The following is an 18,632-nucleotide window of genomic DNA, read 5'->3' on the forward strand; positions in this document are numbered from 1 at the left end:
GAACCCAGGTTCGCACGAGCGTTCCGCATACGGTAGCCGGTCCCGGAAGGTGGATCTCGCAGTTCATGGCTAAGAAGCAAGGCGCCATTGAGATCGAGGGCACCGTGATCGAGTCTCTTCCGAACGCGATGTTCAAGGTCGAGCTGCAGAACGGTCACAAGGTCCTCGCGCACATCAGTGGCAAGATGCGCATGCACTACATCCGCATCCTGCCGGACGACCGGGTCGTCGTGGAGCTCAGCCCCTACGACCTCACGCGCGGCCGGATCGTCTACCGCTACAAGTAAGAACGTCAGATCTAGACCCGGAGAACCTGAAACATGAAGGTCAAGCCGAGCGTCAAGAAGATCTGCGACAAGTGCAAGGTGATCCGCCGTCACGGCCGGGTCATGGTGATCTGCGACAACCTGCGCCACAAGCAGCGCCAGGGCTGATCTCTCCCCAGCATTTCTCGTAGTACTTCGCGCGACGCGAAAAACGTCATACGCGGGCTACCCGATCCGTCCCGTTCGCGGACGGACTGCCTCCCCCGGTCAGAGGCCGGGGCTCCCTCACCGTGAGGTGTCGGAGTAGGTAGCACGCAAGACCTCTGAAGAACCACAGGAGCCTTGAATGGCACGCCTCGCCGGCGTTGATCTCCCCCGTGAGAAGCGGATCGAGATCGCCCTTACGTACGTGTACGGCATCGGCCGTACCCGCGCCCAGCAGACCCTCGCCGAGACCGGCGTCAACCCGGATGTCCGCGTTCGCGACATCACCGAGGACGACCTGGTCAAGCTCGGCCAGTACATCGACGCCAACTACACGGTCGAGGGTGACCTCCGCCGTGAGGTGGCCGCCGACATCCGCCGCAAGGTCGAGATCGGCTGCTACGAGGGTCTGCGTCACCGCCGTGGCCTGCCGGTCCGCGGCCAGCGCACCCACACCAACGCGCGTACCCGCAAGGGCCCGCGTCGCGCGATCGCCGGTAAGAAGAAGCCGGGCAAGAAGTAGTCCGTCCCGTAACCGGACATCCCTCCGGCCCGCGGGTCAGCGGACCGACCACCTCAGTAGGAGAACAGACTTATGCCCCCCAAGGGTCGTCAGGCTGCCGGCGCGAAGAAGATCCGCCGCAAGGAAAAGAAGAACGTCGCTCACGGCCACGCGCACATCAAGAGCACGTTCAACAACACCATCGTTTCGATCACCGACCCCGCGGGCAACGTGATCTCCTGGGCCTCTGCCGGCCACGTCGGCTTCAAGGGCTCGCGCAAGTCCACCCCGTTCGCCGCGCAGATGGCCGCCGAGGCCGCTGCCCGTCGCGCGCAGGAGCACGGCATGCGCAAGGTTGACGTCTTCGTGAAGGGTCCGGGCTCCGGCCGCGAGACCGCGATCCGTTCGCTCCAGGCCACCGGCCTGGAGGTGGGCTCGATCCAGGACGTCACCCCCACCCCGCACAACGGCTGCCGTCCGCCGAAGCGCCGCCGCGTCTGACGCAGCGCCTTCGGGCACTCGGTAGTACTGCTTGAAACCTCGTACGGGCTCCCACGTAGTGATTCGTCGCTTCCTGCGGGAGCCCGTACGCTTGGTCCTGTCGGCATCAAATAGTGGGTGCCGAAGACAACTGGAGGAACACCCCCCATGCTTATCGCTCAGCGCCCCTCGCTGACCGAAGAGGTCGTCGACGAGTTCCGCTCGCGGTTCGTGATCGAGCCGCTGGAGCCGGGCTTCGGCTACACCCTCGGCAACTCCCTGCGCCGCACGCTCCTGTCGTCGATCCCGGGTGCCGCTGTCACCAGCATCCGCATCGACGGCGTCCTGCACGAGTTCACCACCGTGCCGGGCGTCAAGGAGGACGTGACCGACCTCATCCTCAACATCAAGCAGCTGGTCGTCTCCTCGGAGCACGACGAGCCGGTCGTGATGTACCTGCGCAAGCAGGGCCCGGGTGTCGTCACCGCCGCCGACATCGCCCCGCCGGCGGGTGTCGAGGTGCACAACCCCGAGCTGGTCCTCGCCACGCTGAACGGCAAGGGCAAGCTGGAGATGGAGCTGACCGTCGAGCGCGGTCGCGGCTACGTCTCCGCCGTCCAGAACAAGGCCTCCGGCCAGGAGATCGGCCGCATCCCGGTCGACTCGATCTACAGCCCCGTGCTGAAGGTCACCTACAAGGTCGAGGCCACCCGTGTCGAGCAGCGGACCGACTTCGACAAGCTGATCGTCGACGTCGAGACCAAGCCCGCCATGCGTCCGCGCGACGCCATGGCCTCGGCCGGCAAGACCCTGGTGGAGCTGTTCGGTCTCGCCCGCGAGCTGAACATCGACGCCGAGGGCATCGACATGGGCCCGTCCCCGACGGACGCCGCCCTGGCCGCCGACCTGGCGCTGCCGATCGAGGAGCTGGAGCTCACGGTCCGCTCCTACAACTGCCTCAAGCGCGAGGGCATCCACACCGTGGGTGAGCTCGTCGCCCGCTCCGAGGCCGACCTGCTCGACATCCGCAACTTCGGTGCGAAGTCGATCGACGAGGTCAAGGCGAAGCTGGCCGGCATGGGCCTGGCCCTCAAGGACAGCCCGCCCGGGTTCGACCCGACCGCCGCCGCCGACGCCTTCGGCGCCGACGACCTGGACGACGCGGGTTACGCCGAGACCGAGCAGTACTAAGAGATTTGGCCGCGGGGGCGGTTCCACGGAGCCGCCCCCGTCGTCATGGAAAGTCGTACCGGCAACAGTGCCGGTACGCCCGCTGCGGTACCTGATACGGCCGTAGTCGGAGATTCAAGGAGTCACCATGCCGCGTCCCACCAAGGGTGCCCGCCTCGGCGGCGGCCCGCACCACGAGCCGCTGCTGCTCGCCGGTCTGTGCCGGGAGCTGTTCCAGTACGGCCGCATCACCACGACCGAGGCCAAGGCCCGTCGGATGCGCCCGCTGGCGGAGAAGCTGATCACCAAGGCGAAGAAGGGCGACATCCACAACCGTCGCCTGGTGCGCAAGACCATCACCGACATCTCGGTGCTGCACACCCTCTTCACCGAGATCGCGCCGCGCTACGAGAACCGCCCGGGTGGTTACACCCGTATCACCAAGATCGGTCCCCGTCGTGGCGACAACGCCCCGATGGCCGTGATCGAGCTGGTCGAGGCGCTGACCGTCGCGCAGACCGCCGTGGGTGAGGCCGAGGCCGCCACCAAGCGTGCCGTCAAGGAGGCCGACGCCAAGGTCGAGGCCACCGAGGTCGAGGCCGCCGAGCAGGCCTGACACCTCCAGGTGTGATGCGGGCCCGCTCTCCCAGCGATGGGGGAGCGGGCCCGTTCCTTATTCGTAGGAGCGGGAGCAAGTGGTCAACGATTGCGCGGAGCAGCCGCCGGTGAAGGACGGACCGGCGGACGGCTGTGTCCGGGTCCGGTTGGACCTCGCCTACCAGGGCGCCGAGTTCTCCGGCTGGGCCCGGCAGAAGGGCGGCCGCCGGACGGTCCAGGAGGAGATCGAGACCGCGCTGCAGGTCGTCACCCGCAGCCAGCAGCTCTTCCCGCTGACCGTGGCCGGCCGCACCGACGCCGGCGTCCACGCCCGCGGCCAGGTCGCCCACGTCGACCTGCCGGCCGAGCTGTGGGAGGAGCACCGGGAGAAGCTGCTGCGCCGGCTCGCCGGGCGGCTGCCCGGGGACGTCCGGATCTACCGGGTCGGCGAGGCGCCGGCCGGGTTCGACGCCCGCTTCTCGGCGATCTGGCGCCGGTACGCCTACCGGGTCGCCGACCACCCCGGCGGGGTCGACCCGCTGCTGCGCGGGCACGTGCTCTGGCACGACCGGCCGCTGGACGTGGACCGGATGAACGAGGCCGCGAAGCTGCTGCTCGGCGAGCACGACTTCGCCGCGTACTGCAAGAAGCGCGAGGGTGCCACCACCATCCGCACCCTGCTGGAGCTGCACTGGGACCGCGTCCCGGTGGACGGCTACGCGAGCCAGGAGGGCACCCTGGCGGTCGCCACCGTCCGGGCCGACGCCTTCTGCCACAACATGGTCCGGGCGCTGGTCGGCGCGATGCTGCTGGTCGGCGACGGGCACCGGCCGGTGGAGTTCCCCGGCGAGGTGCTGGCCGGCGGGGTCCGCAACTCGGCCGTCAACGTGATCCGGCCGTACGGGCTCACCCTGGAGGAGGTCGGTTACCCGCCGGACGACCAGCTCGCCGAGCGGAACCGGCAGGCCCGGCGCCTGCGCACGCTGCCCGGGCAGCCCGCCGCCGGGTAATCCGTTTTGGCCGGGGGCGTCCGCTTGGGACAATCCCTTCCATGGGACACGTCGAGATTTCGCACCTGGAGTACTACCTGCCGGACGGGCGGGTGCTGTTCGACGACGCGTCCTTCCGGGTCGGCGAGGGCGCCGCGGTCGCCCTGGTCGGCGCGAACGGCGCCGGCAAGACCACGCTGCTGCGCATGATCGCGGGGGACATCCAGCCGCACGGCGGCACGGTCACGATCAGCGGCGGGCTCGGCGTGATGCGCCAGTTCGTCGGCACCACCGGCCGCGAGGACCAGACCGCCACCCCGGGCGCCCTGCCCGCCGACGCCTCGGTGCGCGACCTGCTGGTCTCGGTCGCGCCCGAGCGGATCGCCAAGGCGGCCCGGGCGGTGGACGCCGCCGAGCTGGCGATGATCGCCCAGGACGACGAGAAGACGCAGATGGCCTACGCCCAGGCGCTCTCCGACTGGGCGGACGTCGGCGGCTACGACTACGAGACCGACTGGGACGTCTGCACCACGGCGGCCCTCGGGGTGCCCTTCGACAAGGCCCAGTGGCGCGGCCTGAACACCCTCTCCGGCGGTGAGCAGAAGCGGCTGGTGCTGGAGGCGCTGCTGCGCGGCCCGGACGAGGTGCTGCTGCTCGACGAGCCGGACAACTACCTGGACGTCCCGGCCAAGCGCTGGCTGGAGGAGGCCATCAAGGCCACCTCGAAGACCGTCCTGTTCATCTCGCACGACCGCGAGCTGCTCTCCCGCACCGCCGACAAGATCATCAGCGTCGAGTCCGGCGGCACCGGCAGCAGCGTCTGGGTGCACGGCGGCGGCTTCGACACCTTCCACGAGGCCCGCAAGGCCCGCTTCGAGCGCTTCGAGGAGCTGCGCCGCCGCTGGGACGAGGAGCACGCCAAGCTCAAGAAGCTGGTCGTCACCCTGCGCCAGGCCGCGGCGGTCAGCCACGAGATGGCCTCCCGCTACGCGGCCGCCCAGACCAGGCTGAAGAAGTTCGAGGACGCCGGCCCGCCGGAGGCGCCGCCGCGCGAGCAGAGCATCACCATGCGGCTCAAGGGCGGCCGCACCGGTGTGCGCGCCTTCACCATGGAGCGGCTGGAGCTGACCGGCCTGATGCAGCCCTTCGACCTGGAGGTCTTCTACGGCGAGCGGGTCGCGGTGCTGGGTGCCAACGGGGCCGGCAAGTCGCACCTGCTGCGGCTGCTCGCGGGGGACACCACGGTCGCGCACTCCGGCGACTGGAAGCTCGGCGCCCGGGTCGTGCCCGGCCACTTCCGGCAGACCCACGCCCACCCGGAGCTGTTCGGCCGGACGGTCCGCTCGATCATCGAGGAGGAGCACGCGCTCAGTCGCGGTGCCGCGATGGGCGCGCTGCGCCGGTACGAGCTGGACCGCCAGGAGGAGCAGAAGTTCGAGTCGCTGTCCGGTGGGCAGCAGGCCCGACTGATGATCCTCAAGCTCGAACTCTCCGGCGTGACGGCCCTGTTGCTCGACGAGCCGACCGACAACCTGGACCTGGAGAGCGCCGAGGCGCTGCAGTCCGGGCTGGAGGCCTTCGACGGCACGGTGCTGTGCGTCACCCACGACCGCTGGTTCGCCAAGACCTTCGACCGCTTCCTGGTGTTCGGCGCGGACGGCCGGGTCTTCGAGTCGGCCGAGCCGGTCTGGGACGTCACCCGGGTGGAACGCGAACGCTGAGTGACGGGCGGGTGGGAGCCGAGCGATTTTTGACCGCTTCCCGCCCGCCCGGTAACCTGGACGCTTGATGTGCGTATTGGCTCGCTCTATCTCACGTGAGAGGTCGGTACGCCGGAGACATCAGGTCGACGACCAGCGGTCCCCCTTGAATTGCGTCCAAGGGTGATCAGGCTGCTCTTCCGTCCGGGTGCTCCTGTCAGGACTCACTCACTGAAAAGCGAAGGCTACGACCGTGCGTACGTACAGCCCCAAGCCCGGCGACGTCCAGCGTCAGTGGCACGTCATCGACGCGAACGACGTCGTGCTCGGCCGCCTGGCCTCCCAGGCCGCCAACCTCCTCCGGGGTAAGCACAAGGCGATCTACGCGCCGCACGTTGACACTGGTGACTTCGTCATCATCATCAACGCCGACAAGGTGCACCTGTCCGGTAACAAGAAGACCCAGAAGCTGGCCTACCGCCACTCGGGCTTCCCGGGCGGTCTGCGCTCGGTGCGCTACGACGACCTGCTGGCGAACAACCCGGAGAAGGCCGTCGAGAAGGCCATCAAGGGCATGATCCCCAAGAACAGCCTGGGCCGCCAGATGCTCTCCAAGCTGAAGGTCTACTCGGGCGACCAGCACCCCCACGCTGCCCAGCAGCCGGTGCCGTTCGAGATCACCCAGGTCGCGCAGTAATTCGGCCACCAAGCCCCCCAACACTGAAAAGAGCTGAGGAACATCGTGGCCGAGACCACTGAAACCCTTGAGGTCGACTTCGACGAGGCCGTTGAGGCCGTCGAGGGCGAGTACACCTCCGAGGAGAGCTACACCTCCGAGTCGCTGGCCGGCCGCTTCGGCGAGGCCACCCCGGGCGCCGGCCTCGGCCGTCGCAAGGAGGCGATCGCCCGCGTGCGCATCGTCCCCGGCACGGGCCAGTGGAAGATCAACGGTCGCACCCTTGAGGGTTACTTCCCGAACAAGGTGCACCAGCAGACCGTCAACGAGCCCTTCAAGCTCCTGGAGCTGGACGGCCGTTACGACGTCGTCGCCCGCATCAGCGGTGGCGGCGTCTCCGGTCAGGCCTACGCGCTGCGCCTCGGCGTGGCCCGCGCCCTGAACGAGGCCGACGTGGACAACAACCGCGCCGCCCTCAAGAAGGCCGGCTTCCTGATGCGTGACGCCCGCGCCGTCGAGCGCAAGAAGGCCGGTCTCAAGAAGGCCCGCAAGGCGCCGCAGTACAGCAAGCGCTAGTCGCACCCCGGGGGGTGCGGTCCGCCCTGGCGGTGCACCCCCTGGTTGCGCAAACCGTCGCCCCGGAGTACCTCGTGTACTCCGGGGCGACGTGTTCCCCGGCTAACGTGCGGCGGCCGGGATCAACGGTGGGTTCCGAGCATGGTGATGGAGGACGGGACAGTGGGACGACTCTTCGGTACGGACGGCGTACGCGGTGTGGCCAACGAGGGCCTGACGGCGGAGCTGGCGCTCGGCCTGTCGGTCGCGGCCTCCCACGTGCTCGGCGAGGCCGGCGCCTTCGACGGGCACCGGCCGGTCGCGGTGGTCGGCCGTGACCCCCGTGCCTCGGGTGAGTTCCTGGAGGCCGCGGTCATCGCCGGCCTGGCGAGCTCCGGCGTCGACGTGCTCCGGGTCGGCGTGCTGCCCACCCCCGCCGTGGCCTACCTCACCGGCGCGCTCGGCGCCGACTTCGGCGTGATGCTGTCCGCCAGCCACAACGCCATGCCGGACAACGGCATCAAGTTCCTCGCCCGCGGCGGCCACAAGCTGGACGACCGGATCGAGGACGCGATCGAGGCCCACTACCGCAAGCACACGGTGGGCGGCGAGGACTGGAACCGCCCGACCGGCGCCGCCGTCGGCCGGGTCCGCGAGTACACCGAGGGCTTCGACAAGTACGTCGCCCACCTGATCGGCGTGCTGCCCAACCGCCTGGACGGCATCCGGGTCGTCATCGACGGCGCCCACGGCGCGGCCGCGTACGTCGCCCCCGAGGCCTTCGCCCGGGCCGGCGCCGAGGTCGTCCACACCCTGGGTGCCGAGCCCACCGGCCTCAACATCAACGACGGCGTCGGCTCCACCCACCTCGACCGGCTGCGCGACGCGATGAAGGAGTACCGGGCCGACCTCGGCATCGCCCTGGACGGGGACGCCGACCGCTGCCTGGCCGCCGACGCCGAGGGCGACGAGGTGGACGGCGACCAGATCATCGCCATCCTCGCGGTCGCCATGAAGGAGGCCGGCACCCTGCGCCGCAACACCGCGGTCGCCACCGTGATGTCCAACCTCGGCTTCAAGCTGGCGATGGAGCGCGAGGGCATCGACCTGGTGGAGACCGCCGTCGGCGACCGCTACGTGCTGGAGGCCATGAAGGAGCACGGCTTCGCGCTCGGCGGCGAGCAGTCCGGCCACGTCATCCTGCTGGACCACGCCACCACCGGCGACGGCACCCTCACCGGCCTGATGCTGGGCGCCCGACTGGCCGCCACCAAGCAGCCGCTGGCCGACCTGGCCGCCGTGATGACCCGGCTGCCGCAGGTGCTGATCAACGTCAAGGGCGTCGACAAGAGCCGGGTGCGGACCAGCACCGAGCTGGCCGCCGCGGTCGCCGCCGCCGAGACCGAGCTGGGCTCCACCGGCCGGGTGCTGCTGCGCCCCTCCGGCACCGAGCCGCTGGTCCGGGTCATGGTCGAGGCCGCCGACCCGGCGCAGGCCGAGACGGTCGGGCAGCGCCTGGCCGAGGCGGTGCGCACCCACCTGGGCTGAGCCCCCGGCACGCGCGAGAGGCCCCCGCCACGGCGGGGGCCTCTCGCGCGTGCCCGGCGGTCAGAGCTTGCGCAGCAGCGCCCGGCGGACCTTGTGGTCCGCGCCCTTCTGCAGGACGAGGGTGGCCCGGCCGCGGGTGGGCAGCACGTTCTCCAGCAGGTTGGGCTTGTTGATGGTGCGCCAGACCTGGCGGCCGTACTCCATCGCCTCCTCCTCCGGCACCTCGGTGAAGCGGCGGAAGTAGGAGTTCGGGTCCTGGAAGGCGGTCTGCCGCAGCTTGCGGAAGCGGTCCAGGTACCAGTGCTCGATGTCGTCGGTGCGGGCGTCGACGTAGATCGAGAAGTCGAAGTAGTCGGCCACCGCGAGCCGGGTGCGGCCGTCGGTGCCGGGCAGGGCCGGCTGGAGCACGTTCAGCCCCTCGACGATCAGGATGTCCGGGCGCTCCACGGTCAGCCGCTGGTCCGGCACGATGTCGTACACCAGGTGCGAGTACACCGGCGCGGTGACCAGCTCCTTGCCCGCCTTCACGTCCGCGACGAAGCGCATCAGCGCCCGGCGGTCGTACGACTCGGGGAAGCCCTTGCGGGCCATCAGGCCCCGGCGGCGCAGCTCGGCGTTGGGCAGCAGGAAGCCGTCGGTGGTGACCAGTTCGACCCGGGGGTGCTCGGGCCAGCGGGCCAGCAGGGCCTGGAGCAGGCGGGCGGTGGTGGACTTGCCGACGGCGACCGAGCCGGCCACGCCGATGATGAACGGGGTGCGGGTGCGCTCGGTGTCCGGGGTGTCCAGGAAGGTGCCCAGCGCGCCGCGCAGTTCGTGCGTGGCGTGGATGTACAGGTTCAGCAGCCGGGAGAGCGGCAGGTAGACGTCGCGGACCTCGTCCAGGTCGAGGGCCGTACCGAGGCCGCGCAGCTGCTCCACCTCCTCGGCGGTCAGCGGTAGCGGCGTACGCTCGCGCAGCGCGCTCCACTCGGCCCGGCTGAGGTCCACGTAGGGGGACGGGGACGGGCCGGGCGTGGCGGCGCCCCGTGTACAGAGTTCGGTCAGCACATGCTCCATTGTGAGCCGTCGTGGTGTTCACGGTGGCTGTGGTGTCGGTCACGCAGCGTTCGCGCGGGACGGGAAAGCCGGGAATACGGCCACAGAACCGCCCTTATGCTGGCACGCATGTGCGGAATTGTTGGATACGTGGGCGCGCAGTCCGCCCTCGACGTAGTAATCGCTGGCCTGCAGCGACTGGAGTACCGGGGCTACGACTCGGCCGGTGTCGCGGTGCAGGTGGAGGACTCCCAAGGGCAGTGGAGTCTCGTCACGGACAAGCGGGCGGGCAAGCTCGCCAACCTGGAGAAGTCGCTCGCCGAGTCCCCTCTGCCCGGCGGCACCACCGGCATCGGCCACACCCGCTGGGCCACCCACGGCGGCCCGACGGACGCCAACGCCCACCCCCATCTGGACGACGACCGCCGGGTGGCCGTCGTCCACAACGGCATCATCGAGAACTTCGCCCAGCTGCGGGCCGAGATCGCCGAACGCGGCCACACCCTCCGGTCCGAGACCGACACCGAGGTCGTCGCCCACCTGCTGGGCGAGGCGTACCAGGGCGACCTGGCCGAGGCCATGCGAGTGGTCTGCCGCCGACTGGACGGCGCCTTCACCCTGGTCGCCGTGCACGCGGACGCGCCCGACGTGGTGATCGGCGCCCGCCGCAACTCGCCGCTGGTGGTGGGCCGCGGTGAGGGCGAGAACTTCCTCGCCTCGGACGTCGCCGCCTTCATCGCGCACACCCGCGAGGCGATCGAGCTGGGCCAGGACCAGGTCGTCGAGCTGCGCCGGGAGGGCGTGACCGTCACGAACTTCGACGGCACCCCGGCCGAGGTGCGCGAGTACCACGTCGACTGGGACGCCTCCGCCGCCGAGAAGGGCGGCTACGACTACTTCATGCTCAAGGAGATCGCCGAGCAGCCGAAGGCCGTCGCCGACACCCTGCTCGGCCGGATCGGCACCGACGGTCGGCTCACCCTCGACGAGCTGCGCATCTCCGACGCCGACCTGCGGTCGGTCGACAAGGTCGTCATCGTCGCCTGCGGCACCGCGTTCCACGCGGGCATGATCGCCAAGTACGCGATCGAGCACTGGACCCGCATCCCCTGCGAGGTCGAGGTCGCCTCGGAGTTCCGCTACCGCGACCCGATCATGGGCCCCGGCACGCTGGTCATCGCCATCTCGCAGTCCGGCGAGACCATGGACACCCTGATGGCCCTGCGGCACGCCCGGGAGCAGGGCGCCAAGGTGCTGGCGATCTGCAACACCAACGGCTCCACCATCCCGCGCGAGTCGGACGCGGTGCTGTACACCCACGCCGGGCCGGAGGTCGCGGTCGCGTCCACCAAGGCGTTCCTCACCCAGCTGGTCGCCTGCTACCTGGTCGCCCTCTACCTGGGCCAGGTGCGCGGCACCAAGTGGGGCGACGAGATCTTCACCATCATCCGCGAGCTCGGCGACGCGCCGAAGCAGGTCGAGCAGGTGCTGGAGACCATGGAGCCGGTGCGCGAGCTGGCCCGTTCGCTGGCCGACGCCCGCTCGGTGCTGTTCCTCGGCCGCCACGTCGGCTTCCCGGTGGCCCTGGAGGGCGCGCTCAAGCTCAAGGAGCTCGCCTACATGCACGCCGAGGGCTTCGCGGCGGGCGAGCTCAAGCACGGCCCGATCGCGCTGATCGAGGAGGGGCTGCCGGTCGTGGTGGTCGTGCCCTCGCCGCGCGGGCGGTCGATCCTGCACGACAAGATCGTCTCCAACATCCAGGAGATCCGGGCCCGCGGCGCCCGCACCATCGTGATCGCCGAGGAGGGCGACGAGGCGGTCGCGCCGTACGCGGACCACCTGATCCGCATCCCGGCCACCCCGACCCTGCTCCAGCCGCTGGTCTCCACCGTCCCGCTGCAGGTCTTCGCCTGCGAGCTGGCCACGGCCAAGGGCCACGAGGTCGACCAGCCGCGCAACCTGGCGAAGTCGGTCACCGTCGAGTAATGCGCGCTCGGCGCCCCTGCGGTGGCTGTGCCCTACCGCAGGGGTGCCGTGTCGAGCGTGAAGGAGAACGGGGCGGGGAGCTCGACGGGCTCGCCGAAGGGGACCTTGGTGCGAGTGGTGCAGTCCTCGCCCATGGGGTCGGTGAACAGCGTGACCTGCTCCTCGCTGCGACCGCGTCCTGGTGCGCGCCGTCCTCGGGCGCGCTCACGACGATCTCCTGCCAGAGCTCGAAGAGTTCGATCTTGCAGCCCTGGGGCACGTGAAGGCGCAGGAACGCCTGGAGGATGTCCACGCGCGACAACGTAGGCGTACGGACCGGGGCCGGTGGGGGATCGATGGAGGGTCACCCGAAAGCGTGGCCGGGTCCGGTACCGGCCGACTGCAGAAGGAGTTCTCCCCATGCGTCATGCACACCCTGTGGACGTCGTCCGGGCCGCCGAGGCCGAGCTGATGGCACGGTTGCCGGAGGGCACGCTGATGCAGCGGGCGGCCGCCGGGTTGGCGGCGACCTGTGCGCGGTTGCTGATCCGGCGTCGGGGGCGGGTGTACGGCAGCCGGGTGACGGTGCTGGCGGGCAGCGGGGACAACGGGGGTGACGCCCTGTACGCCGGTGCGGCGCTGGCGCGGCGCGGGGCGCGGGTGACCGCGGTGCTGCTGGCGCCCGGGAAGACGCATCCGGGTGGGCTGGCGGCGTTGCGGGCGGCGGGCGGACGGGTGACGGCGGAACAGGAGGTCGGCCTGGCCGACTTCTCGCGCGCGGACCTGGTGCTGGACGGGATCGTCGGGATCGGCGGCCGGGGCGGGCTGCGTCCGGAAGCGGTGCCGTACGCCCGGGCCGGGCGGCGCGGGGTGGTGGTCGCGGTGGACCTGCCCAGCGGGGTCGAGGCCGACAGCGGCGAGGTGCCCGGCGAGGCGCTGCGCGCGGACGTCACGGTCTGCTTCGGCACCCACAAGCCCGGGCTGCTGATCGATCCGGGCGCCGAGTACGCGGGCGCCGTGCAGCTGGTGGACATCGGGCTGGAGCCGCCGGCGCCGGAGGTGACGGCCCTGCAGCACGCGGACGTGGCGGGGCTGCTGCCGCTGCCGGGCGCGGAGAGCGACAAGTACCGGCGCGGCGTGGTCGGGGTGGCGGCCGGTTCGGCGCGGTACCCGGGGGCGGCGCTGCTGGCGGTCGCCGGGGCGCTGCGCGGGGGTGCGGGCGCCGTCCGGTACGTCGGCACGGCGGCCGAGGAGGTGGTGCGGCGCTTCCCGGAGACGCTGGTCACCGAGGGCGGCCCGGCCGGGGCCGGCCGGGTGCAGGCCTGGGTGGTCGGGCCGGGCGGCGGCGAGGGGGCGCGGCAGGCGCTGACCGAGGCGCTGGCGAGCGACGTCCCGGTGCTGGTGGACGCGGACGGGCTGACCGAACTGGGCCGGCTCGGCCCGTCCGCACTGGCCGGCCGGACCGCGCCCACCCTGCTCACCCCGCACACCGGGGAGGCGGCCCGGCTGCTGGCCGGCGCCGAGGGCACCCCGCCGCCGGCCGCCGACGACCTGGCCGCGGCCCGGCTGGCCACCGCCCGCCGACTGGCCGCCGGGTACCGGGCCACCGTGCTGCTGAAGGGCTCCACCACCGTGGTCGCCGACCCGGGCGGGGCCGTCCGGGTGAACCCCACCGGCACCTCCTGGCTCGCCACCGCGGGCAGCGGGGACGTGCTGGCCGGTCTGGCCGGCTCCCTGCTGGCGGCCGGCCTGTCCCCGCTGGACGCCGCCTCGGTGGCCGCCTACCTGCACGGGTTGGCGGGCCGGGAGGCGGCGGGCGACCCGGGCGCGCCGGTGACGGCGCTCGCGGTGGCGGAGGCGCTGCCGGAGGTCTGGCGGGCGGTCCGACGGTCGTAGGGCGCGCCGGACGGCCTTGGGGCGCGCCGGGCGGGCGGAACCGGAACGTCCGTTCGCCGCGTCCTTCCCAGGGCGAACGGGCCGTCCACCGCAGGTCGGCGGGGTGCGGGAGGCCGTGGCGCGGACCGCCGCGCAGCCGGGCCGTTCGGCGAGGACTCCGGGACGTCTGGGAGACTGACCCTGATGACAACTGCGAACACGACCGGCACGGCCACCCTCACCGACGGCGTACGGGCCGAGGCGACCATCGATCTCGCCGCCCTGCGCGGCAACCTCGCTGCCCTGCGCGAGCGCGTCGGGAGCTCGGCGGTGATGCTCGCGGTCAAGGCGGACGCCTATGGCCACGGCGCGGTCGCGTGCGCCCGCGAGGCGGTCGCGAACGGGGTCGGCTGGCTCGGTTGCGCGACGCCCGAGGAGGCGCTGGCGCTGCGCGCCGGGGGCATCCGCCCGGAGCAGGCCCGGATCCTGTGCTGGCTGTGGACGCCCGGCGGGCCGTGGCGAGAGGCGCTGCGCGCGGACCTGGACATCTCGATCAGCGGCCGGTGGGCGCTGGAGGAGCTGCTGACGGCCGTTCGGGAGACCGGCGTGCCGGCCCGGGTGCACCTGAAGGCCGACACCGGCCTCGGTCGCAACGGCTGCCAGCCGCACGACTGGCCGGAGCTGCTGGCCGAGGCGCGGCGCGCCGAGGTCGGGGGGCTGCTGGAGGTCGTCGGGATCTGGTCGCACTTCGCCGCCGCCGACGAGCCCGGCCACCCGTCGATCCAGGCCCAGCTGGACTCCTACCGCGTCGCGTTGGCACAGGCCGAGGCCGCCGGGGTGCGCCCGGAGGTGCGGCACCTCGCGAACTCCCCGGCAACCCTGCTGCTGCCCGAGTCGCACTTCGACCTGGTCCGCACCGGCCTGGCCGCGTACGGGCTGTCGCCGGTGCCCGAGGTGGGTTCCCCGGCCGACTTCGGGCTGCGCCCGGTGATGTCGCTGTCCGCCCGGCTGGCGCTGGTCAAGCACGTCCCCGGCGGGCACGGGGTCAGCTACGGCCACCACTACGTGACGCCCGGCCCGACCACGCTGGGCCTGGTCCCGCTCGGCTACGGCGACGGCGTCCCGCGGCACGCCAGCGGCACCGGCCCGGTGCAGATCGGCGGCAAGTGGCGCACGGTGGCCGGCCGGGTGGCGATGGACCAGTTCGTGGTGGACCTGGGCGGTGACACCCCCGAGGTCGGCGACGAGGTGCTGCTGTTCGGCAACGGCGAGCAGGGCGAGCCGACCGCCGAGGACTGGGCCCGGGCCTGCGGCACCATCTCGTACGAGATCATCACCCGGATCGGCGCCCGGGTGCCCCGCCGCTACCTGGGCGGCGGCCACGACGGGGGTCGCACGGCATGACCGACACGCCGGGCGGCGGCAACCCGGTCGCGGCGGTGGCCAAGGCGGCCGACGCGGCCTCCGGGGTGAGCCGGGCCGGCGTGATCGGGATCTCGGTCGGCGTGCTGGCGGCCGGTGCGGCCGCGGGCGTCGCGATCGAACGGCTGACCGTCGGCCGGGCGATGCGCCGCCGGGCCCGGGCCGAGCTGGACGCGGCCGCGCCGTACGGTTCGCTGCGCGGGCGCCCGCGGACGGTGGCCGCGCCGGACGGCACCGAGCTGTACGTCGAGCTGGACGGCACCGGCTGGGAGGACACCGGGCGGGCCGCCGGCTCCGCGGAGCCGCTGACCGTGGTGTTCAGCCACGGCTACTGCCTCAACCAGGACAGCTGGCACTTCCAGCGGGCGGCGCTGCGCGAGGGCCTGCGACTGGTCTTCTGGGACCAGCGCAGCCACGGCCGCTCCGAGCGCTCCCGCTCGTACCTGGCGGGCGAGCCGGCCGGCATCGACCAGCTGGGCGGCGACCTCAAGGCGGTGATCGACGCGGTCGCGCCGACCGGGCCGCTGGTGCTGGTGGGCCATTCGATGGGCGGCATGACGGTGATGGCGCTGGCGGACCAGCATCCGGAGCTGTTCCGGGAGAGGGTCGCCGGGGTCGCGCTGATCGGCACCCTGGCGGGGGACTGGAACGAGGTGAGCCTCGGTCTGCCGAAGGCCGGGGCCAAGCTGTTCAAGAAGGTCGCGCCCGGGGTGGTGAAGCTGCTCGGCCGTCAGGTCGAGCTGGTGGAGGCGAGCCGGCGGCTCGGTTCGGAGGTGGCCGCGGTCTTCTACCGGAGGTTCTCCTTCGGGAGCCGGGACGTCGACCCCGGCGTGGTGCGCTTCGCCGAACAGCTGCTGGACGCCACCCCGATCGACGTGGTCGCCGAGTTCTACCCGGTGTTCGGCGCGCACGAGAAGTTCGGGGCGCTGGCCGCCCTGCGCGGCCTGCCGGCCCTGGTGCTGGCGGGGACGAAGGACCTGCTGACGCCCTCCGCGCACAGCGAGGCGATGGCGGAGCGGCTGCCGGGCGCCGAACTCGTCCTGGTCGAGGGCGCCGGGCACCTGGTGCTGCTGGAGCGCCCGGAGCTGGTCGACCACGAGCTGGCGCTGCTGCTGCGCCGGGCCGCCGACTTCGCGGGCGCCGCGCCGCTGCCGCCCGCCGTCCTGGAACTCGCCGATGAACCGCCGGCTGCGGACCCGTCCGGGGAGGCGTCCGGGGACCCGTCCGGGGCCACGGCCGTCGATCCGGCCTGAGGCCGCGTCCGCAGGCCCGGTGCTGAGACCCAGCCCGCGGCCCGCCCGAACCCCCGGGCGCGGCGGCGGGGTGCGGCGATGTGGCACCGTAGCGGTGGCGGCCGGTGGTCGGCGCGCCGCTCCGGACCGAAGGGCAAGACACGCGCATGGGCTCGCACGCCACTCTGACCGTCCCCACTCCGGACCGGATGGGCCGGCTCGGCCGGGAGCTGGCCGCGCTGCTGCGGCCGGGTGACCTGGTGCTGCTCTCCGGCGAGCTGGGGGCGGGGAAGACCACGCTGACCCGCGGCCTGGGGGAGGGGCTGCAGGTCCGCGGCGCGGTGACCTCGCCGACCTTCGTGATCGCCCGGGTGCACCCCTCGCTGGTCGGCGGGCCGGCCCTGGTGCACGTGGACGCGTACCGGCTGGGCGGGGACCTGGACGAGATGGAGGACCTCGACCTGGACGTCTCGCTGCCGGAGTCGGTGGTCGTGGTCGAGTGGGGCGAGGGCAAGGTCGAGCGGCTGTCCGAGGACCGGCTGGAGGTGCGGATCGAGCGGGCGATCGGCGACACGGCCGGGGAGGACCACGACCCGCGCCGGGTGGTGCTGGTCGGCATCGGCGAGCGCTGGACGGGCGTGGAACTGGCGGAGCTGGCCTGAGCCGCACCGCCGTACCAATCGCCCCGAGCGCCCCGGAGGCGAGCGGGCGAGTAGTCGATCGGGTTCCACCGTTTTGCCGACAGGCTGTCGGCAAGGTGTTGCGGGCGGGGTGCCGGGCGTGGTGGGATGGGTGCTGCGGTTAGGTCTGCCTAACTAGGGAGGCGCCATGTCGAGCACCACCCCCGCCCCGGAGCGTGCCACGCGCACCGCCGGGGCCGGAGAGTCCGTCCGCCGCGCTCCGGGAGAGCCGATGCGGGCGCTGCTGGCCGCCTGCGCGGCCGCCGAGGCGGTGTCCACCCCGCCCGAACCGGCACCCCGGCAGGCCGAGGAGCCCGAGGCGGGGACGCCCCGGGCCGCGTAGCGCCCGGCTCAGGCGACCACGACCACCTTGGTGCCGTTCGGCGCGAAGTCCCAGAGCAGCTGCCCGTCGGCGCGACCGCTGCGGATGCCGCCGGTCTTGGTCTTCGGGTCGGCGGTCGGGGTGGCGCCGTCCAGTGCCGCGCTGAAGCCGAACACCACGCCGTTCTGCTGGGCGAACCGCACCACGTGTTCGATCTGCTTGCCGTCGGTCCCGGTGGCGGTCTGGGTGCGGCTGTACACCGAGTAGCTGCCCGGGGTGGGCTCGATCGAGCCCGGAGTGACCGGGAAGGCGGCCGCGACCTGCGGGTTCTTCTTCGGGTCGACCAGCCAGACGAAGTGGCTGCCGGCCGAGTAGACCACCCTGGTGCCGCTGCCCGAGGTGGCCGGCAGCGGCGGCACGGTCGGGGTGGCGGAGGCACTCGGCGTGGCCGAGGCGGCCGGGCCGGTGGTCGTCGAGGCGACGGTCGGGCGGGTTCCGCCGGCGCGGTCCTGCGCACCGTTGGCCTGGAAGGCCAGCAGGCTCACCACCGCCAGGGCCCCCAGGGTCAACCCCGTGACCACCACTCCAGGACCCATCTTCGCCACGTGCCCGCTCCCGCCGCCGTCCGCTGTTCGTACCGCCCTTATCGTGCCAGGTCCCCCGGGCGGGTCGGCAGCGCCCAGTACGTGTGTTCCGAATGGGGACACCAGCTCGATCGACCGGTCGGCCCAACGGCGGTCTAACCTTGACCCGTGCTGCTGCTCGCGTTCGACACCGCTACCCCCGCCGTCACCGCCGCCGTCCACGACGGCACGGCCGTCCTCGCCGAGACCCACCAGGTCGACGCCAGGCGCCACGGCGAACTGCTGCTTCCCGCGATCGACCAGGTCCTGCGGGCCGCCGGGGTGGACAAGCACCGGCTCACCGGCATCGCGGTCGGCGTCGGCCCGGGCCCGTACACCGGCCTGCGGGTCGGCCTGGTGACCGCCGCCGCGCTCGGTCACGCGCTCGGCCTGCCGGTGCACGGCGTGTGCACCCTGGACGCGATCGCCTTCCAGGCCCGCGCCGAGGGCCTGGCCGGGCAGCCGTTCACGGTCGCCACCGACGCGCGCCGCAAGGAGGTCTACTGGGCCTCGTACGACGCCGAGGGCAACCGCACCGAGGGCCCCGGCGTGGACCGCCCGGCCGAGCTGACCCCCGCGCCCCGCTCGGTGGGCGCCGGCGCGCTGCTCTACCCCGACGCCTTCCCGGGCGGGCACGGCCCCGAGCACGTCTCGGCCGGCGCCCTGGCCGGCTTCGCCGCCGCCGAGCTGGCCGCCGGGCGCGAGCTGCTGCCGAACGTCCCGCTGTACCTGCGCCGCCCGGACGCCCAGGTCCCGGCCGGCTACAAGGCGGTGCTCCCGGCGTGAAGGAC

20 protein-coding genes are annotated in these 18,632 nt (G+C 72.4%); 18 read left to right on the plus strand and 2 right to left on the minus strand.

Translation table 11 applies throughout. From position 1 onward, the window contains the following. Positions 1 to 65 precede the first annotated feature (65 nt). The 11 genes from infA (at position 66) to glmM (ending at position 8,687) form a co-directional block, all read left to right on the plus strand. Positions 66 to 287: a translation initiation factor IF-1 gene (gene infA / locus ACIP4P_RS11000; RefSeq protein WP_003956442.1), complete on the plus strand. Its 222-nt coding sequence runs from the start codon at positions 66 to 68 to the stop codon at positions 285 to 287. A 33-nt stretch (positions 288 to 320) separates the two neighbouring features. Continuing rightward, positions 321 to 434 carry a 50S ribosomal protein L36 gene (rpmJ, locus tag ACIP4P_RS11005; RefSeq protein ID WP_003956441.1) on the plus strand — a complete coding sequence of 38 codons (114 nt, stop codon included), beginning with the start codon at positions 321 to 323 and terminating at the stop codon, positions 432 to 434. 178 nt (positions 435 to 612) lie between these two features. After that, positions 613 to 993 carry a 30S ribosomal protein S13 gene (gene rpsM / locus ACIP4P_RS11010; protein WP_350511311.1) on the plus strand — a complete coding sequence of 127 codons (381 nt, stop codon included), beginning with the start codon at positions 613 to 615 and terminating at the stop codon, positions 991 to 993. Positions 994 to 1,065: 72 nt separating this feature from the next. Further along, the gene (gene rpsK / locus ACIP4P_RS11015) at positions 1,066 to 1,473 is read left to right on the plus strand and encodes a 30S ribosomal protein S11 (RefSeq protein WP_030232513.1); all 408 of its coding nucleotides are present in this window, start codon (positions 1,066 to 1,068) and stop codon (positions 1,471 to 1,473) included. Positions 1,474 to 1,620: 147 nt separating this feature from the next. Next, positions 1,621 to 2,643 (plus strand): DNA-directed RNA polymerase subunit alpha, encoded by a 1,023-nt coding sequence (locus ACIP4P_RS11020; RefSeq protein WP_030055844.1) that lies wholly within the window; start codon positions 1,621 to 1,623, stop codon positions 2,641 to 2,643. Between the two features lie 127 nt (positions 2,644 to 2,770). Further along, positions 2,771 to 3,238: a 50S ribosomal protein L17 gene (rplQ, locus tag ACIP4P_RS11025; protein WP_350511310.1), complete on the plus strand. Its 468-nt coding sequence runs from the start codon at positions 2,771 to 2,773 to the stop codon at positions 3,236 to 3,238. A gap of 79 nt (positions 3,239 to 3,317) precedes the next feature. Beyond that, a complete protein-coding gene (gene truA, locus ACIP4P_RS11030; protein ID WP_400916851.1) occupies positions 3,318 to 4,229 on the plus strand; it encodes a tRNA pseudouridine(38-40) synthase TruA in 912 nt (303 codons plus the stop codon). Between the two features lie 41 nt (positions 4,230 to 4,270). Beyond that, positions 4,271 to 5,929, plus strand: a complete 1,659-nt coding sequence (locus ACIP4P_RS11035; RefSeq protein ID WP_400916853.1) for an ABC-F family ATP-binding cassette domain-containing protein — start codon at positions 4,271 to 4,273, stop codon at positions 5,927 to 5,929. A 232-nt stretch (positions 5,930 to 6,161) separates the two neighbouring features. After that, complete coding sequence (gene rplM, locus ACIP4P_RS11040; RefSeq protein WP_063348980.1) at positions 6,162 to 6,605, plus strand: 50S ribosomal protein L13; 444 nt, start codon at positions 6,162 to 6,164, stop codon at positions 6,603 to 6,605. 45 nt (positions 6,606 to 6,650) lie between these two features. Continuing rightward, entirely contained in the window at positions 6,651 to 7,160 is a 510-nt protein-coding gene (gene rpsI, locus ACIP4P_RS11045; RefSeq protein WP_350503556.1) for a 30S ribosomal protein S9, read from the plus strand. Positions 7,161 to 7,322: 162 nt separating this feature from the next. Continuing rightward, on the plus strand, positions 7,323 to 8,687 hold the full coding sequence (glmM, locus tag ACIP4P_RS11050; protein ID WP_400916856.1) for a phosphoglucosamine mutase: 1,365 nt from the start codon (positions 7,323 to 7,325) through the stop codon (positions 8,685 to 8,687). Positions 8,688 to 8,747: 60 nt separating this feature from the next. Here the strand turns inward: glmM and coaA are convergent, their stop codons facing one another. Continuing rightward, the gene (coaA, locus tag ACIP4P_RS11055) at positions 8,748 to 9,743 is read right to left on the minus strand and encodes a type I pantothenate kinase (protein WP_350511306.1); all 996 of its coding nucleotides are present in this window, start codon (positions 9,741 to 9,743) and stop codon (positions 8,748 to 8,750) included. Positions 9,744 to 9,851: 108 nt separating this feature from the next. Between coaA and glmS the strand changes: the two genes are divergently transcribed. The 6 genes from glmS (at position 9,852) to ACIP4P_RS11085 (ending at position 17,239) form a co-directional block, all read left to right on the plus strand. Further along, entirely contained in the window at positions 9,852 to 11,708 is a 1,857-nt protein-coding gene (gene glmS, locus ACIP4P_RS11060; RefSeq protein ID WP_400916858.1) for a glutamine--fructose-6-phosphate transaminase (isomerizing), read from the plus strand. Positions 11,709 to 12,107: 399 nt separating this feature from the next. Next, entirely contained in the window at positions 12,108 to 13,583 is a 1,476-nt protein-coding gene (locus ACIP4P_RS11065; protein WP_400916860.1) for an NAD(P)H-hydrate dehydratase, read from the plus strand. A 183-nt stretch (positions 13,584 to 13,766) separates the two neighbouring features. Continuing rightward, the gene (gene alr, locus ACIP4P_RS11070) at positions 13,767 to 14,966 is read left to right on the plus strand and encodes an alanine racemase (RefSeq protein WP_400916862.1); all 1,200 of its coding nucleotides are present in this window, start codon (positions 13,767 to 13,769) and stop codon (positions 14,964 to 14,966) included. Then, positions 14,963 to 16,237: an alpha/beta fold hydrolase gene (locus ACIP4P_RS11075; protein ID WP_400916864.1), complete on the plus strand. Its 1,275-nt coding sequence runs from the start codon at positions 14,963 to 14,965 to the stop codon at positions 16,235 to 16,237. Before alr ends, ACIP4P_RS11075 begins: the two co-directional genes overlap by 4 nt. A gap of 146 nt (positions 16,238 to 16,383) precedes the next feature. After that, on the plus strand, positions 16,384 to 16,878 hold the full coding sequence (tsaE, locus tag ACIP4P_RS11080) for a tRNA (adenosine(37)-N6)-threonylcarbamoyltransferase complex ATPase subunit type 1 TsaE (RefSeq protein WP_400916866.1): 495 nt from the start codon (positions 16,384 to 16,386) through the stop codon (positions 16,876 to 16,878). A 166-nt stretch (positions 16,879 to 17,044) separates the two neighbouring features. After that, positions 17,045 to 17,239 (plus strand): hypothetical protein, encoded by a 195-nt coding sequence (locus ACIP4P_RS11085; protein WP_400916868.1) that lies wholly within the window; start codon positions 17,045 to 17,047, stop codon positions 17,237 to 17,239. A gap of 8 nt (positions 17,240 to 17,247) precedes the next feature. Here the strand turns inward: ACIP4P_RS11085 and ACIP4P_RS11090 are convergent, their stop codons facing one another. Continuing rightward, the gene (locus ACIP4P_RS11090; RefSeq protein ID WP_350511511.1) at positions 17,248 to 17,814 is read right to left on the minus strand and encodes a hypothetical protein; all 567 of its coding nucleotides are present in this window, start codon (positions 17,812 to 17,814) and stop codon (positions 17,248 to 17,250) included. A 156-nt stretch (positions 17,815 to 17,970) separates the two neighbouring features. Between ACIP4P_RS11090 and tsaB the strand changes: the two genes are divergently transcribed. Next, complete coding sequence (gene tsaB / locus ACIP4P_RS11095) at positions 17,971 to 18,627, plus strand: tRNA (adenosine(37)-N6)-threonylcarbamoyltransferase complex dimerization subunit type 1 TsaB (RefSeq protein ID WP_350511298.1); 657 nt, start codon at positions 17,971 to 17,973, stop codon at positions 18,625 to 18,627. The last annotated feature ends 5 nt before the right edge of the window (positions 18,628 to 18,632 follow it).

The sequence above is a fragment of the Kitasatospora sp. NPDC089509 genome, from assembly GCF_044749365.1.
Lineage (GTDB): Bacteria > Actinomycetota > Actinomycetes > Streptomycetales > Streptomycetaceae > Kitasatospora.